The organism is Microbacterium gallinarum (assembly GCF_014837165.1).
GTDB classification, from domain to species: domain Bacteria; phylum Actinomycetota; class Actinomycetes; order Actinomycetales; family Microbacteriaceae; genus Microbacterium; species Microbacterium gallinarum.
The window spans coordinates 440,222-455,640 of the sequence record NZ_JACSPM010000002.1; the positions used below are offsets into that span (position 1 = coordinate 440,222).

Here is a 15,419-nt window from a genome sequence, read left to right on the forward strand (position 1 = left end):
GTGGCTCACCGATTCAGCCTACGCCCGCACCGGTCGCGCGGTCCGCGGTGCAGCCCGTGCGGCGACGCGGGCCTGCCGACCTCCGCCGGATTCCTGCCACCGGCCGCTGCCGCCCGGGCAAGACGAGAGGGTCGGATGCCGAAGCATCCGACCCTCTCGCCTGTGCGATGTACGCGATGTCAGCGGACGACAACCGCCAGGACGTCGCGAGCAGACAGGACGAGGAACTCGTCGGCGCCGAACTTGACCTCGGTTCCGCCGTACTTGCTGTAGAGCACGCGGTCGCCGACGGCGACGTCGAGCGGAACACGGTTGCCGTTGTCGTCGATGCGGCCGGGGCCGACGGCGACGACTTCGCCCTCCTGCGGCTTCTCCTTGGCAGTGTCGGGGATGACGAGGCCACTCGCGGTGGTCTGCTCGGCCTCGACCTGCTTGATGACGATGCGGTCCTCGAGCGGCTTGATGGAAACCGACACGGTCTACCTCTTCTTTCCTTGAGACTGAAGACTCGTTAGCACTCTGCTGGTGAGAGTGCTTACTTCAAGTCTAGGGATGCGCTGGCACTCACGCAACGTGAGTGCCAACCACGTGACGTTCTGTGGCGGAGACATAGGCTTGCCCGGTGGACATGGCCGAACTCACCGCGCTGCTGACCCCCGAGGGACTCCGCCTGCTCGATGCGCTTCCGGCCATCGAGTCGGCGGACGACGTCGCCCGGACGGTCACCCGGCTGCGCAAGGACGGGCACTCCCCCGATCTCGTCTCGGCGGTGGTGACGCAGTCGCGGCTGCGTGCCCGAGCGGCGGCGAAGTTCGGCGCGTTCGCCGACCGGATGCTGTTCACGCGTGCCGGACTCGAGCAGGCCACGCGACTGCCGATCGCGGCGCGGCACGCCGGACGGTTCCGTGCGGCCGGCGTCGGCCGCGTCGCCGACCTCGGCTGCGGCATCGGTGGAGACGCCCTCGGGCTCGCGGGACTCGGCCTCGCCGTGACCGCCGTGGACGCCGACGAGGTCACCGCCGCGATCGCCGCCTACAACCTCGCGCCGTTCGGCGACGCCGTCACCGTGACGCACGGCACCGCGGAAGACGCCGACCTCGCGGGCGTCGACGCCGTGTGGCTCGATCCGGCGCGGCGCACGGCCGGGCACTCAGAGACGAAGCGCACGAGTCCCGAGGACTGGTCGCCGTCGCTGGACTGGGCGTTCGATCTCGCGACGCGCCTCCCCACGGGGATCAAGCTCGGTCCGGGTCTCGATCGCGACCTGATACCCGACGAGCTCGAGGCCCAGTGGATCAGCGCCGACGGCTCCACCGTCGAGCTCGTGCTGTGGTCGCGCAGCCTCGCCCGGCACGGCGTGCGTCGGGCGGCCCTCGTGCTGCGCGGCGACGAGGCGCACGAACTCACCGGCGCCGCTGACGCGCCTGACGAGCCGGCCCGTGAACTCGGCGCTTTCCTACACGAACCCGACGGCGCGGTCATCCGCGCGCGACTCATCGGCGACGTCGCTCGATCGCTCGAGGCCGGCATGCTCGACGAGCACATCGCCTATCTGACGTCGGATGCCGCGGTCACGAGCCCGTTCGTGTCGACCTTCCGGGTCGACGAGGCGATGCCGGCGAAGATCCCGACCATCAACGCGGCGCTGCGCGATCGCGGCATCGGGCGCCTCGAGATCAAGAAACGGGGGGTCGACGTCGACCCCGCCCAGTTCCGCAAGAAGCTCACGCTGCGCGGCGACGGTGAGGCGACGCTGTTCCTCACCCGCGTGGGCAGCCGGCGGCTCGCGATCCTCGCCGACCGCGTCAGCCGATGATCGACGCCTGCGCGGCCGCGTAGAACAGCCACCCGGCGCTGTAGAGGATCGACACGGCGCCGAGCACGAGCGCCCAGATCGCGACCGGGCGGCTCTCGAGCGGGCGGCGCAGCGCCAGGATCGCCGTCACCACCCCGACCAGCCCGATCGGGAAGCCCCAGCCGACGAAGAGCGACACCACGAGCCCCGCGATCGACGAGGCGAGCGCCCAGCCGGCGAACCCGCGATGCGGCTGGTCCGTCGGGGGCATGAGCCACTGCGCGGTCGTCGCCGACTCTTCGGTGCCCGGCTCGGGCGGCGCAGACTGCGACGTCACCGCGACCGGCGCGGTCGGCAGTCGCAGGAAGCCTCCGCGGTGCGCGCCGGGGAGAGGGGATGCCTCGTCCGCCAGCGCCACGTCGGGCGAGGGCGGCTCGACCGCGGGCTGAGGGGCGGGTGGCGCGGGCGTCGTCGGCGCGGGTGGAACGGGCGGGATCTGCGGGGCGGGCTGCGCAGGCTCGACCCGCGCCGCGGGCTCGGCCTGCGGCACGGGAGGCACCTGCTCTGTCAGCCCCGCAGACTCGGCCTTCTGCGCGGGCGCGTCGCCCGCCGCGGGCTCGCCGTGCGGCGGCATCCGCTCGTCGTCGCTCACGCGACCGCCTCCGCGACCTGGATCTCGGTCACCGGCAGGGTCGAGTCGGCCCCGAACTCGAGCGTCGACGGCGGACGGCCCGACATCACGAGCTCGGCTGCGAGCGCGGCGATCATCGCCCCATTGTCGGTGCACAGCGACAGCGGCGGGATGCGCACGGTGACGCCCTCCGCAGCCGCGCGCTCGAGCGCGACGTCGCGCAGGCGGCGGTTGGCGATGACGCCTCCGCCGAGCAGCAGCCGCGGCACCCCGTGATCACGGCAGGCGGCGAGCGCCTTCGTGACGAGCACGTCGACCACGGCCTCGCGGAAGCTCGCCGCGACGTCGGCGACCGGAATCGGCTCGCCGGCCGCCTCGCGCTGCTCTATCCACCGCGCGACCGCGGTCTTGAGCCCTGAGAACGAGAAGTCGTAGCGATGGGCGGCCATGTCGCCCGGGCGCGAGAGCCCGCGGGGGAAGCGGATCGCCTCGGGATCACCGGTCACCGCGGCCCGGTCGATCTCGGGGCCGCCCGGATAGGGCAGTCCGAGCAGCCGCGCCACCTTGTCGAACGCCTCGCCCGCGGCGTCGTCGACGGTCTCGCCGAGCAGCACGACGTCGCTGGTGAGGTCGCGCACGAGCAGCAGTGACGTGTGCCCGCCCGAGACGAGGAGCGCGACCGTCGGGTACTCGATGGGCGGCGAGTCGGCGTCCAGGATGTCGGCGGCGATGTGCCCGACCAGGTGGTTCACGGCGTACAGCGGGCGGTCGAGGGAGACGGCGAGCGCCTTGGCCGCACCGACGCCGACCATGAGGGCCCCCGCGAGGCCGGGGCCGGACGTGACGGCGACGGCGTCGATGTCGGCGAGCGCGACGCCCGACTCGGCGAGGGCCGCGTGGATCGTCGGCTCGAGCGCCTCGAGGTGCGCGCGGGCGGCGACCTCGGGCACGACGCCGCCGTAGCGGGCGTGCTCGTCCATCGAGCTGGCGATCGTGTTCGACAGCAGGGTGCGTCCGCGCACGATGCCGATCCCGGTCTCGTCGCAGCTCGTCTCGATGCCGAGGATCAGCGGCTCGGACCGGTTCACGTGCACACTCCCGCATCGTCGGCGGACGCGGCATCCCGCGCGGCCCACCCGCGCAGGTCGAGCTTCATGACGACGGCGTCCACGTCGTCGGGCTGGTAGTAGCGCGGGCGGCGGGCGATCTCGAGGAAGCCCTCCGAGACGTACAGCGCCTGCGCCACCGGGTTGTCGGCCCTCACCTCGAGGAACACCTCGCGCACACCGCGATCGGCAGCCTCGGCCAGGAGTGCTCGCAGCAGCGTGCGGCCGCGGCCGCGGCCCCGGGCGGACTCGGCGATGGTGATGGTCTGCACATCGGCGTCCGGGGCTCCGCACACCGCCCGCAGGCCCGCGTAGCCGACCAGCCGCCCCGCTTCTTCGTCGACGACGTACCAGCCGTGCGGCGAGGCGATCTCCTCGCGCATCATGGCGTCGGACCAGGCATCGGTCGGGAACGACGCCCGCTCGAGCGCCATGATCGCCTCGACGTCGACCGGAAGGGCGGCGCGCAGCGTCATGTGCCGACCCGCTTCCGCGCGGCGGGCGGGGTCACGTCGGGTGAGCGCAGGTACAGCGCGTCGGACGGGGCGATCACGCGGCCGGCGGTCAGCGCGCGTGCCGCGCACAGCGCGAGGAGGGCGCCGGGCACGCGCTCGGCATCGCGGCGCAGCACGCCTTCGCGCGCGAGCACCGCGTCGAGGTCGTCGCGCGGCGTGAGCGCGGGTTCGGCGATGCGCACGGGCAGCCCGTCGTCGTCGAGGCCGCGGTACACCGAGTGGGCGAACTCGCGGCGGCGGGCGTCGGTCACGACGGCGAACGGCAGGTCGTCGCTCTCGTAGCCCCCGGTGAGCGCGTCGTGCAGGAGCAGCTCGAGGGCGACCGCGTCGTGGCTCACGACCGGCACGACCGGGATGCCGCGGCCCAGCGCGAACGCCCGCGCGGCGGCGATGCCCACCCGCAGTCCCGTGAACGGCCCCGGGCCCATGCCGGCGGCGACATGCGTGATGTCGAAGGCGGTGAGGGATGCCTCGGCCAGCGCCTGCCCGATGAGCGAGCCGATCACCTCGGCGTGGCCGCGGGGATCGACGCTCTCCACCTGGGAGCGCACGACGCCGTCGTGTTCGACGACCGCGACGGCCGTGCCGAGAGACGTGTCGATGCCGAGGATCACCCTTCCCAGGGTAGTCGCCGCCTCGCGCCCCTCGGCGGCGGCACGATCCCTCAGGGCCGGCGGCTGATCGTCACGGCGCGCGGGGTGTCGGCATCGAGGTCCTCGGCCACACGCGGCGACGTGCCGCACGCGGTGTCGATCCCCCGGCCGTGCCACTCGCGGTCGAGCTCGATCTCCCACCACGTGTCGCGGAGCCCCTCGACCATGCCGCGTCCCCACTCGACGATGACCGCCGACCGGTCGAAGTCGATGTCGAGGTCGTCGAGTTCGGCGGGCGATCCGAGCCGGTAGGCGTCCACGTGCACGAGCGGCGTTCCGCCGACGAGCGACGGGTGCGTGCGCGCGAGCACGAAGGTCGGGCTCTGCACCGGCCCGCGCACCTCCAGCCCGCGGGCGATGCCGCGGGTCAGCGTCGTCTTGCCGGCGCCGAGCGGACCGGTGAGCACCACGAGGTCGCCGGGGCGCAGCATCCGTCCGATCTGCTCGCCCAGCCGCTCCATCGCCTCGGGTGAGACGATCTCGCGGCTGCCGAGAAGGGGGTCGAGTCCGGTGAGCGTCTGTTCCACGTCAGGGTCAACGCCCGGGACGCCGTCGGCGTTCCCGCTCACGCCGAGACCTGACGACGCGGAACCCGCGGCCCGATGCGCGTGACGACCTCGTAGTTGATCGTGCCGGCGGCAGTCGCCCAGTCGTCGGCGGCGGGCGCCCCGAGGGTCGGGTCGCCGAAGAGCACGACCTCGTCGCCGACCGCGACGGGGTGGTCGCCGACGTCGACGACGAACTGGTCCATCGCGATGCGTCCGGCGACCGAGAATCGGCGGCCGCCGATCACGACGGGACCGGCTCCGGATGCCTGGCGCGGCACACCGTCGGCGTATCCGACGGGCACGAGCGCGAGCGTCGTGTCGCGCTCGGCGCGGAACGCGTAGCCGTACGACACGCCCGTGCCGGCGGGCACGCGCCGCACCGCGGCGACGGCTCCGCGCAGCGTCATGGCAGGACGCAGTCCGAGGTCGGCCGAACTGCGGTCCGCGAAGGGGGAGAGTCCGTACATGCCGATCCCGATGCGCACGCAGCCGAGCCGCGTCTCGGGCAGCGCGATCGCCGCGTGCGTCGCGGCCAAGTGGCGCAGCGGCGGGGCGAGCCCGAGTGACGCCGCCAGCGCGACGCCGTCTTCGAAGGCCTGCAGAGCTGCCCGGTCGTCGTCGGCCGAGGTGTTGGACAGGTGGCTGAACAGCGCGATGACGCGCAGCTTGCCGATCCGCTCGAGCCGCGCCGCCTCGGCGAACACGATGCGCTGGTCCTCCGGGGCGATGCCGTTGCGGGAGAGCCCGGTCTCGAGTTTGAGGTGCACACCGACAGGACGGTCGGCGGATGCCGCGCCCGCAGCGGCGAGCAGCTGGTCGAAGCTCGAGATGCCGAGCTCGATGCCGAGCGACGCGGCTTCGGCGAACGACGTGCCCGGTGCGTGCAGCCACGCGACGATCGGGGCGTCGATGCCCGCACGCCTCAGCGCGATCGCCTCAGTGATGTCGGCCACGCCGAGGCGGGTCGCCCCACCGGCGAGCGCGGCGACCGCCGACCGCACAGCGCCGTGGCCGTATCCGTCGGCTTTGACGACCGCGATGACCTCGGAGCCGGTCAAGCGGCGCAGATGGCGCACGTTGTCCTCGATGGCCCCGACGTCGATGGAGGCCTCGCGCATCACGCCGTCCGGGAGCTTGGTCACTGCGCCCCCTCCTCGTCGCCACGCCGCTCCCCGCCCCCGCCCGCGCCGCGAGACGACGAATCGGCGACGAGACGACCAGGGTCGGACGCCGTCTCGTCGCGGACGTGCTGTCTCGCGGTAGAGGCCGAGGAGACGAAGGGCGAAGGAGGAGCGGATGCCTCCGCCACCACGTACGCGGTGGCGAAGCCGGCGTCGTGCGACATCGAGAGGTGCAGGGTGGTGATGCCGCGGTCGGCGACGGCATCTGCCGTCGTGCCGCTGAGCGTGAACCACGGGCGGCCGGATGCCTCGGGCGTGATCTCGATCTCGGTCCAGTGCACGCCGTCCGAGCCGCCGAGCGCCTTGATGAGCGCCTCCTTCGCGGCGTAGCGCGCGGCGAGCGAGCGCGGCTTGAGCTCGCGCTCGGTGGCGGAGAACAGCCGCTCGAGGAGCCGCGGCGTCCGCTCGAGCGTGCGCTCGAAGCGGGCGATGTCGACCAGGTCGACGCCGATCCCGACGATCACGAAACTCTCCCGTCACGCCGCGGTCGCGGCATCCGTCACCCTATCGCGGTGTATGCGGACGCCTCGCGGTCGTGCTCACTCGACCGTGACCGACTTCGCGAGGTTGCGGGGCTGGTCGACGTCGAGGCCCTTGGCGGTCGCCAGGCCCATCGCGAAGATGTGCAGCGGGACGACGGCCAGCAGCGGCTCGAAGAACGGACCGGCGAGCGGGATGCGCAGCACCTCGTCCGCCTTGGGCAGCACCGCGGCGTCGCCCTCCTCGGCGATCGCGATCACGCGGGCACCCCGCGCGCGGATCTCTTCGATGGAGGAGATGACCTTCTTGTGCATCTCGGCCGACTGACGCGGCGAGGGCACGATGACGAACACGGGCTGACCGGGCTCGATGAGCGCGATGGGACCGTGCTTGAGCTCGCCCGCGGCGAAGCCCTCGGCGTGGATGTACGCGAGCTCCTTGAGCTTGAGCGCACCCTCCAGGGCGATGGGGTACCCGACGTGGCGGCCGAGGAACAGCACCGAACGGGTGTCGGCCATCCAGTGCGCGAACTGCTCGATGCGCGGCTGCTCGCGCTCGAGGATCTGCGCGATCTTGCCGGGGATCGCCTCGAGCTCGGCGACGTGGGCCGCAGCCTCGTCAGCCGGGACGACGCCGCGGACGCGGCCGACGTGCAGACCCATCAGGTAGAGGGCGGTGACCTGGGCGACGAACGCCTTGGTCGAGGCGACCGCGACCTCCGGGCCGGCGTGGGTGTAGACGATCGCGTCGGACTCGCGCGGGATCGTCGCGCCCTGTGTGTTGCAGATCGACAGCGTCTTCGCACCGTGCTCGCGCGCGTACTTGACGGCCATGAGCGTGTCCATGGTCTCGCCCGACTGGCTGATCGAGACGACGAGCGTGTCGGGTCCGATGACGGGGTCGCGGTAGCGGAACTCGTGCGCGAGCTCGACGTCGACGGGGATGCGCGTCCACTGCTCGATGGCGTACTTGCCGACCTGACCCGCGTATGCGGCGGTGCCGCACGCGATCACGATGATGCGCGAGATGCCGGTGAAGAGGTCGTCGAGGCCGTCGAGCTCAGGGATCACGACCTCGCCGTCGCGGATGCGGCCGCGCAGCGTGTTGGCGACGGCCTCGGGCTCTTCGGAGACCTCCTTGGCCATGAACGACGACCAGCCGCCCTTGTCTGCCGCCGACGCGTCCCACGTGACCTCGAAGGGCTCGACCTCGACCGGGTTGCCGTCGAAGTCGGTGACCTCTACGCCCGCGGGGGTGATCGCGACGATCTGGTCCTGGCCGATAGCGAGGGCGTTGCGCGTGTGCTCGACGAACGCCGCGACGTCGGAGCCGAGGAAGTTCTCGCCCTCGCCCAGACCGATGACCAGCGGCGAGTTGCGGCGTGCGCCGACGACCAGTCCGGGCTGGTCCTCGTGCATGGCGAGCAGCGTGAAGGCGCCCTCCAGGCGTGAGACGACGGAGCGGAACGCGGTCACGAGGTCGCCGCTGCGCTGGTACTCGCGACCGAGGAGCACGGCGGCCACCTCGGTGTCGGTCTCGCTGCGGAACGTGTAGCCGTCGGCGAGGAGCTCGTCCTTCAGCTCGGAGAAGTTCTCGATGATCCCGTTGTGGATGACCGCGAGCTTGTCGTCGTCGGCGAGGTGCGGATGCGCGTTGCCGTCGGTCGGGCCGCCGTGAGTGGCCCAGCGGGTGTGGCCGATGCCCGTCGTGCCGTCGGCGAGGGGGTGCTCACTCAGGTCGTCGCGCAGCACCTTGAGCTTGCCGGCGCGCTTGCGCATGCCCAGGCCGCCGTCGCCGTCGATGACCGCGACGCCGGCGGAGTCGTAGCCGCGGTACTCCAGACGAGCGAGCCCCGCAAGGAGGATGGACTGACTCGGGCGCGGGCCCACGTATCCGACGATTCCACACATGCCTCCAATGGTAGGCGGAGGGTTATGCGAGGAGCCTGAACGAAAGGATCAGAGCTTGCGCAGCAGCACTCGCTCCACGGTGTGGTCGGCGGCCTTCTGCAGTACGAGGCTCGCGCGCCCGCGCGTGGGCAGCACGTTCTCCATGAGGTTCGGCAGGTTGATGTCGTTCCAGTAGCCGAGCGCTGTCTGCACCGCCTCGTCGTCGCTCAGGTGCGAGAACACGTTGAAGAACGAGCTCGGGTTGGCGAACGCGCCCGTCTTGAGGGCCATGAACCGCTCGACGTACCACTGGGCGATGTGCGCGGGATCCGCGTCGACGTAGATGGAGAAGTCGAAGAGGTCGCTCACCGCGACGTCGTGCGGAGCGGGCGGGGGCTGCAGCACGTTGAGCCCCTCGACGATCACGACGTCGGGGCGGCGCACCGTGACATGCGCGTCGGGGACGATGTCGTACCGCATGTGCGAGTAGAACGGCGCCCGCACCTCGGGCGCTCCGCTCTTGACCTCGGTGAGGAAGGAGACGAGGGCGCGGCGGTCGTACGACTCGGGGAAGCCCTTGCGCGCCATGATGCCGCGGCGCTCGAGCTCGACGTTCGGGTAGAGGAACCCGTCGGTGGTGACGAGCTCCACACGGGGCGTGTCGGGCCAGCGGCTCATCAGCTCGCGGAGCAGACGCGCGATGGTCGACTTGCCCACCGCGACGGAACCGGCCACGGCCACCACGAACGGCGTCGTCGAGTCGGCGTCGTGCAGGAAGGCGCTCGTCTCGGCGCCGAGCTGCTTCGTCGACTTGGCGTAGAGCGAGAGCAGCCGCGACAGGGGCAGGTACACCTGCGACACCTCGGCCATGTCGAGGCGGTCGCCGAGCCCCCGGATCTGCACGATCTCGGTCTCGGAGAGCGGCTGCGCCATGCCCGCCGCGAGGCGCGCCCACTCGCCGCGGCCGATCTCACGGTAGAGGGACTGCGCCGGGGCGATGGTGGCTTCGTCTGCGGACATCCCGCTCATCGTAACGGCTGGACGGATGCCGCGGCCGACGCTGCGAGCGCCCGTGAACGGGACGGACCCGCCCTCCGGAGAGGACGGGCCCGTCGCGGGTCGGATCGGCGTCAGCTCGCCGAGTGGTGACCGTGGTCGGGGTGGAGGCCACCGCCGCCCCCGGCCCAGGTGCCTTCGGCACCGGCGGGCACCGGCAGGTTCAGGCCGCCCGGGACCTTGGCACCCGGGACGCCGTTGACCGACTCCGTGGAGTAGCCGTAGACGAGCACCGCGAGCGCGATCGCATCGGCGTTCGTCTCGAGCGCGTCGAGGCTCACGTTGTCGATGTCGTCGCAGGCCTGGTGGTAGCACGGGTCGAGCCACTCGCCCGCCATGCCGCCCCAGATCTCGGCCTGCTCCGCCGTTTTCTCATCCTCGGCGCCCGTGAACAGACCGCCCGCGGGGATGCCGTCGAGGATGAACGCCTCGTAGTCGCTGCGACCACTGAACTCGGCGTCGTCGTAGGGCACGCCCACGCTGGTGAAGTAGCTCTCGAAGAGGTCCTCGATCTCGACCGAGCCCTCGGGCACCACGACCGGGGCCTCGAAGGTGGACTCGTCGCCGTCGTACACCATGAAGATGTAGTTCGGTGAGGCGACCATGTCGAAGTTGAGGTACAGCGCGATGCGGTCCTTCTCTGCATCGGTGAGGCCGTCGACATAGGCCTGCGAGCCGACGAGGCCCACTTCTTCCGCAGCCCACCATGCGAAGCGCACGGTGTTCTGCGGCTTGACCTTGCTCATGCTCTCGGCGACCTCGAGCAGGGCGGCGGAGCCCGAGCCGTTGTCGTTGATGCCGGGACCCGCGGGCACCGAGTCGAGGTGCGCGCCGGCCATCACGACGTTGTCGGCATTGCGGCCCGGCAGCTCGGCGATGACGTTCTGCTGCGGGTGGTTCTCGATGAACATCGAGACCGTCGCGGTCGAGCCGGGCTGAGCCAGCGCCCCGCCGGCGGCGAAGGACGTGTTCACGACGGGGATGTCGAGCGCCGTGGGGTTCGCGCCGATGAGCGTGACGTTGCTCATCGGGCCCTCGTTGCCCGCGGTGCCGTTGTTGAAGATGATGACGGCCTCGGCGCCGGCGTTCTGCGCGTTGCGCGCCTTGATGCCGAACTCGCACGCACCGCGCTGGATCAGGGCGATGTCGTTCCCGCCCTCGAAGAGCGTGAGGTCGAAGTCCTCGGGCTGGCAGCCGCTCGTGCCACCGCCCGGCGTGCCGAGCGCGAGGTCGACCGGGATGACGTTGCCGGTCACCTCACCCTCCGCCGAACCCTCGACGAAGTACCCGGCGGGGTGGTCGACGTCCTGCGGCGTGAGCTGGTGCACGGTCGGCACGGGAACGAAGAAGTCGAACTCGTCGATCGACACGGTCCAGCCCGCGGCCTCCATCGTGTCGACGACGTAGTCGACGCTGGCCTCGTAGCCCGTCGTGTCGACGGCGCGGTTGCCGCCGTTCTCCTCTGCGATCTGCTGGAACGCCTCGAGGTGCTCCATCGCGCCCTCCGCCGAGACGCACTCGAGCAGCTTCGCGACCGTGTTGTTGTTGCGGTTGTCGCACTTCGCGGCGGGTGCCGCGGTCGCCGCCGAGACCGGGGCGATGGCGAGCGCCGCCGCTGTGGCAGCCGCTGCGGCGAGCGCCAGCCCGCCTCTCCTTGTGATGCGGGATCGATTCATGTTCTCTCCTTCACGTAGGCACTCGTCGTCGAGCGCCGTGTCCGCGGACGGCCCCCTTGGTCGTCCGCGAGCGGGGATGAATGCCGGATCGGCACCCTGCGGGCGAGGCTAGACGGGCGATTCGGAACTCCCTAGCGAAAGTGCCGACTTCTCATCGTGCGCTCATGCACGGAACGGCATGCGCGGCATGCGCGACACCCGCGCACCCGCACCGGTACTGTCTACCCGTGCGCCTCGGAGTCCTCGACATCGGATCCAACACCGTCCACCTGCTCGTCGCCGATGTCCGGCCGGGCGGCCGTCCGCTCGCGACGACGAGCCGGCGGACGGTCCTGCGCCTGATGCGCTACCTCGGTCCCGCCGGGGAGATCACGCAGGAGGGCGTCGACGCACTCGTCGCGGCCGTGGCCGACGCGCGACGGGTCGCAGCATCCGAGAATGTCGACGAACTGCTTGCGACGGCCACGTCGGCGGTCCGAGAGGCAGCCAATGGGCCGGAGGTGATCGCCCTCATCGAGGACGCTCTCGGCCAGCCGCTGCAGGTGCTCGGCGGCGAGACCGAGGCACGGTACACCTTCCTCGCCGTTCGCCGCTGGTTCGGCTGGGCGGCCGGCCAGATCCTGCTCTTCGACATCGGCGGCGGCTCGCTCGAGATCGCCGCCGGTCCCGACGAGCTGCCCGAGGCCGCGGCATCCGTCCCCCTCGGCGCCGGTCGCATGACCGTGGAGTTCCTGCCGCACGACCCGCCGGGCGAGGAATCGGTCGAGCGGCTGCGCGCGCACGCCCGCGCCACGCTCGCACCGGTCGCCGAGACGTTCGGGCGGCTCGCGCACCCCGATCACGTCGTCGGCTCGTCGAAGGCGATCCGCTCCCTCGCCAAGCTCGTCGGCTATCCGGTGCCCGGCTGGTCGGGAATCGAGCGGATGCTGCTCCCCCGCGCCTCGCTCGGCTCGTGGATCCCTCGCCTGGCGAAGATCCCCGCGTCCGCGCGCCAGGAGCTGCCGGGCATCACCCCCGACCGCACGTTCCAGATCGTGGCGGGCGCGGTCGTCCTGCACGAAGCCATGCACGCGCTCGACGTCGACGAGCTCGAGGTCTCGCCGTGGGCCCTCCGCGAGGGCGTGCTGCTGCGCTACATCGAGTCGCTCTCGTGGAGCACGCCGGCGCCCTGACGCGAAGACCACGAGAGCCCCGCCTTTCGGAAGGCGGGGCTCTCTGTGGTGCGAATCAGCGCGCGGGGTATCAGAGCGCGAGACGCTCGCGGACGACGTCGGCGAGCCGCTCGGCGTGCGCGCGGGCGTCCTCGGCGGAGGCCGCCTCGACCATGACGCGCACGAGCGGCTCTGTGCCCGATGGACGCAGCAGCACACGGCCGGAGTCGCCGAGTTCCGCGACCGACCGGGCGACGGCATCCGACACGCCTTCGTCGCTGTTCGCGCGCGAACGGTCGACGCCCGTGACGTTGAGGAGAATCTGCGGGAACACGGTCATGACCGACGCGAGTTCCGCGAGCGATTTCTTCTGCCGCGCCATCTCGGCGAGGAGGTGCAGGCCCGTCAGCAGTCCGTCGCCCGTCGTGGCGAACTCGCTCATGATGACGTGGCCGGACTGCTCGCCGCCGAGCGAGAAGCCGCCTTCGTTCATGCGTTCCAGCACGTAGCGATCTCCGACGGAGGTCTGCTCCACCCGGATGCCGTTCGCGGCCATCGCACGGTGCAGCCCGAGGTTGCTCATCACGGTGGCGACGAGCGTGTCGTCGGCCAGCGCTCCGCGCTCCTTCATCGCCACGGCGAGGATCGCCATGATCTGGTCGCCGTCGACGACGCGGCCATCGGCGTCGACCGCGAGGCAGCGGTCGGCGTCGCCGTCATGGGCGATTCCTACATCGGCGCCGTGCGCGAGGACGGCCTCGGCGAGCTTGTCGAGGTGCGTCGACCCGACGCCGTCATTGATGTTCAGGCCGTCGGGATCGGCGCCGATCACGGTGACCTGAGCGCCGGCGTCGCGGAACGTCTCGGGCGAGACGCCCGACGCCGCGCCGTGCGCGCAGTCGAGCACGACGTGGATGCCGTCGAGCCGGTGCGGAAGCGACCCGAGCAGGTGCACGACGTAACGGTCTTCGGCATCGGCGAAGCGCCGGATGCGGCCGACTCCGGCGCCCGTGGGCTGCAGCTTCGGCCCGGCCATGGCGTGCTCGATGCGCTCCTCGACCACGTCGGGAAGCTTCACGCCGCCGCGGGCGAAGATCTTGATGCCGTTGTCGGGCGCGGGATTGTGGGATGCCGAGACCATGACGCCGAAGTCGGCGTCCATGTCGGCGATCAGGAATGCGGTCGCCGGGGTGGGCAGCACGCCGGCGTCGAGGACGTCGACGCCTGACGAGGCAAGGCCCGCCTCGACCGCAGCGGAGAGGAACTCTCCCGACACGCGAGGATCCCGCGCGACCACCGCGGTGATGCGTTTGCCGGCGGCGCGCCGCGCGTCGGCGGAACGGCCCTGGCCCAGGACGACGGCAGTCGCCTGGGCCAGGGACAGTGCAAGATCGGCGGTGAGGGGGCCGTTGGCCAGCCCCCTCACCCCATCCGTGCCAAAGATCGGCATGCGGTGGAGAAGCCGATCAGCGCTTCGAGTACTGAGGCGCCTTGCGGGCCTTCTTGAGACCGGCCTTCTTGCGCTCGATGACGCGGGCGTCGCGCGAGAGGAAGCCGGCCTTCTTGAGGGTCGGGCGGTTGTTCTCGGCGTCGATCTCGTTCAGCGCACGGGCGATGCCGAGACGCAGCGCGCCGGCCTGACCCGAGGGGCCGCCACCCGAGATGCGGACGATGACGTCGTACGCGCCGGTGAGGTTGAGCACCGTGAACGGGTCAGTGATCAGCTGCTGGTGCAGCTTGTTCGGGAAGTAGTCCTCGAACTCGCGTCCGTTGACGGTGATGACGCCGGAGCCCGGGATGAGGCGCACGCGGGCGATGGCCTGCTTGCGGCGTCCGACGGCTGCGCCGGGAACCGAGAGCACGGGGCGCTCGGCTGCTGCGGTCGCGGTCTCGTCGACCTGGGTCTCGGTCGAGTAGCTGGTGGGTTCTTCGATGTTCGCCACGAGTGTGTCCTTAGTCTGTACGGCGCTTACTGGGCGACCTGGTCGAGGGTGTACGTCTTGGGCAGCTGCGCACCGTGGGGGTGCTCGGCGCCGCGGTAGACCTTCAGCTTGCGCAGCTGCTGTGCGCCCAGGCTGTTCTTGGGGAGCATGCCGCGGACGGCCTTCTCGACAGCGCGCTCGGGGTTCTTGGTGAGGAGCTCTTCGTACGTGACCGACGACAGCCCGCCCGGGTAGCCCGAGTGGCGGTACGCCTTCTTCTTCTGGAGCTTCTGACCGGTGAGGGCGACCTTGTCGGCGTTGATGATGATGACGAAGTCACCGGTGTCGACGTGGTTCGCGAACGTGGGCTTGTGCTTGCCGCGGAGGAGGCGAGCCGCGTGCGAGGCGAGGCGACCGAGGACGACATCAGTCGCGTCGATGACCAGCCACTCGCGCTGGATCTCGCCAGTCTTGGGGGTGTAAGTGCGCGTCACAGTAGTGCTGCTTTCTTGATTCGAACGGAGGTGTTCGTGAATCCCACTCCGGGGTGGTTCTTCCGGCCGAGGGCCGAGGAACACGCCAGTGGAGGGCTCACGTTCGTGGTGCCGGGTCAGCTGAGCCGCACACCAAAGATCAATACTACGACACGCGGATGCCTCGGCCAAACCGGCCTCCGGGTCGTGAGCGGGCGAGCGCCCCGGGTCGTTGAGCGAGTGAGCACCCCGGGTCGTTGAGCGGGCGAGCGCCTCGGGTCGTTGAGCGGGCGAGCGCCCCCGGGTCGTTGAGCGAGCGAAGTGAGACGAAACGCCCCTGCCC

15 protein-coding genes and 1 pseudogene are annotated in these 15,419 nt (G+C 71.2%); 2 read left to right on the forward strand and 14 right to left on the reverse strand.

Features of this window, described 5'->3' with window-relative positions:
• Positions 1 to 179: 179 nt before the first annotated feature.
• Positions 180 to 476: a co-chaperone GroES gene (gene groES / locus H9622_RS08970; protein ID WP_017203655.1), complete on the reverse strand. Its 297-nt coding sequence runs from the start codon at positions 474 to 476 to the stop codon at positions 180 to 182.
• A gap of 146 nt (positions 477 to 622) precedes the next feature.
• Between groES and H9622_RS08975 the strand changes: the two genes are divergently transcribed.
• Positions 623 to 1,816 (forward strand): THUMP-like domain-containing protein, encoded by a 1,194-nt coding sequence (locus H9622_RS08975; protein ID WP_191766037.1) that lies wholly within the window; start codon positions 623 to 625, stop codon positions 1,814 to 1,816.
• On the opposite strand, the gene H9622_RS08980 is transcribed toward H9622_RS08975, so the two are convergent.
• From H9622_RS08980 to H9622_RS09025, 10 genes and pseudogenes are all read right to left on the reverse strand, one after another.
• Entirely contained in the window at positions 1,806 to 2,447 is a 642-nt protein-coding gene (locus tag H9622_RS08980) for a DUF4190 domain-containing protein (RefSeq protein WP_318247073.1), read from the reverse strand. The genes H9622_RS08975 and H9622_RS08980 overlap by 11 nt on opposite strands.
• Positions 2,444 to 3,514: a tRNA (adenosine(37)-N6)-threonylcarbamoyltransferase complex transferase subunit TsaD gene (gene tsaD / locus H9622_RS08985; RefSeq protein WP_191766038.1), complete on the reverse strand. Its 1,071-nt coding sequence runs from the start codon at positions 3,512 to 3,514 to the stop codon at positions 2,444 to 2,446. Before tsaD ends, H9622_RS08980 begins: the two co-directional genes overlap by 4 nt.
• Positions 3,511 to 4,008 (reverse strand): ribosomal protein S18-alanine N-acetyltransferase, encoded by a 498-nt coding sequence (rimI, locus tag H9622_RS08990; protein WP_191766039.1) that lies wholly within the window; start codon positions 4,006 to 4,008, stop codon positions 3,511 to 3,513. The genes tsaD and rimI overlap by 4 nt, the downstream gene beginning before the upstream one ends.
• Entirely contained in the window at positions 4,005 to 4,661 is a 657-nt protein-coding gene (tsaB, locus tag H9622_RS08995) for a tRNA (adenosine(37)-N6)-threonylcarbamoyltransferase complex dimerization subunit type 1 TsaB (protein WP_191766040.1), read from the reverse strand. The genes rimI and tsaB overlap by 4 nt, the downstream gene beginning before the upstream one ends.
• A 50-nt stretch (positions 4,662 to 4,711) precedes the next feature.
• On the reverse strand, positions 4,712 to 5,161 hold the full coding sequence (gene tsaE, locus H9622_RS09000; RefSeq protein ID WP_191766153.1) for a tRNA (adenosine(37)-N6)-threonylcarbamoyltransferase complex ATPase subunit type 1 TsaE: 450 nt from the start codon (positions 5,159 to 5,161) through the stop codon (positions 4,712 to 4,714).
• 104 nt (positions 5,162 to 5,265) lie between these two features.
• Positions 5,266 to 6,366 (reverse strand): alanine racemase, encoded by a 1,101-nt coding sequence (gene alr / locus H9622_RS09005; RefSeq protein ID WP_191766154.1) that lies wholly within the window; start codon positions 6,364 to 6,366, stop codon positions 5,266 to 5,268.
• A 176-nt stretch (positions 6,367 to 6,542) separates the two neighbouring features.
• A pseudogene (locus H9622_RS15830) lies at positions 6,543 to 6,893 on the reverse strand (holo-ACP synthase); the annotation flags it as partial.
• Between the two features lie 75 nt (positions 6,894 to 6,968).
• The gene (gene glmS, locus H9622_RS09015) at positions 6,969 to 8,819 is read right to left on the reverse strand and encodes a glutamine--fructose-6-phosphate transaminase (isomerizing) (protein ID WP_191766042.1); all 1,851 of its coding nucleotides are present in this window, start codon (positions 8,817 to 8,819) and stop codon (positions 6,969 to 6,971) included.
• A 48-nt stretch (positions 8,820 to 8,867) separates the two neighbouring features.
• Positions 8,868 to 9,818, reverse strand: coding sequence for a type I pantothenate kinase (gene coaA / locus H9622_RS09020; RefSeq protein WP_191766043.1), 951 nt, complete (start codon positions 9,816 to 9,818; stop codon positions 8,868 to 8,870).
• Between the two features lie 110 nt (positions 9,819 to 9,928).
• Positions 9,929 to 11,530 carry a M20/M25/M40 family metallo-hydrolase gene (locus tag H9622_RS09025; protein WP_191766044.1) on the reverse strand — a complete coding sequence of 534 codons (1,602 nt, stop codon included), beginning with the start codon at positions 11,528 to 11,530 and terminating at the stop codon, positions 9,929 to 9,931.
• Positions 11,531 to 11,757: 227 nt separating this feature from the next.
• On the opposite strand from H9622_RS09025, the gene H9622_RS09030 reads away from it, so the two are divergent.
• Positions 11,758 to 12,702 (forward strand): Ppx/GppA phosphatase family protein, encoded by a 945-nt coding sequence (locus H9622_RS09030; protein WP_191766045.1) that lies wholly within the window; start codon positions 11,758 to 11,760, stop codon positions 12,700 to 12,702.
• Between the two features lie 70 nt (positions 12,703 to 12,772).
• Here H9622_RS09030 and glmM read toward each other — a convergent pair whose 3' ends face one another.
• The 3 genes from glmM to rplM are packed head-to-tail and all read right to left on the reverse strand — an operon-like array spanning position 12,773 to position 15,097.
• Positions 12,773 to 14,131, reverse strand: a complete 1,359-nt coding sequence (gene glmM / locus H9622_RS09035; RefSeq protein WP_191766046.1) for a phosphoglucosamine mutase — start codon at positions 14,129 to 14,131, stop codon at positions 12,773 to 12,775.
• A 16-nt stretch (positions 14,132 to 14,147) separates the two neighbouring features.
• Positions 14,148 to 14,624, reverse strand: coding sequence for a 30S ribosomal protein S9 (rpsI, locus tag H9622_RS09040; RefSeq protein WP_191766047.1), 477 nt, complete (start codon positions 14,622 to 14,624; stop codon positions 14,148 to 14,150).
• A 26-nt stretch (positions 14,625 to 14,650) separates the two neighbouring features.
• Positions 14,651 to 15,097: a 50S ribosomal protein L13 gene (gene rplM, locus H9622_RS09045; protein ID WP_191766048.1), complete on the reverse strand. Its 447-nt coding sequence runs from the start codon at positions 15,095 to 15,097 to the stop codon at positions 14,651 to 14,653.
• Positions 15,098 to 15,419 lie beyond the last annotated feature (322 nt).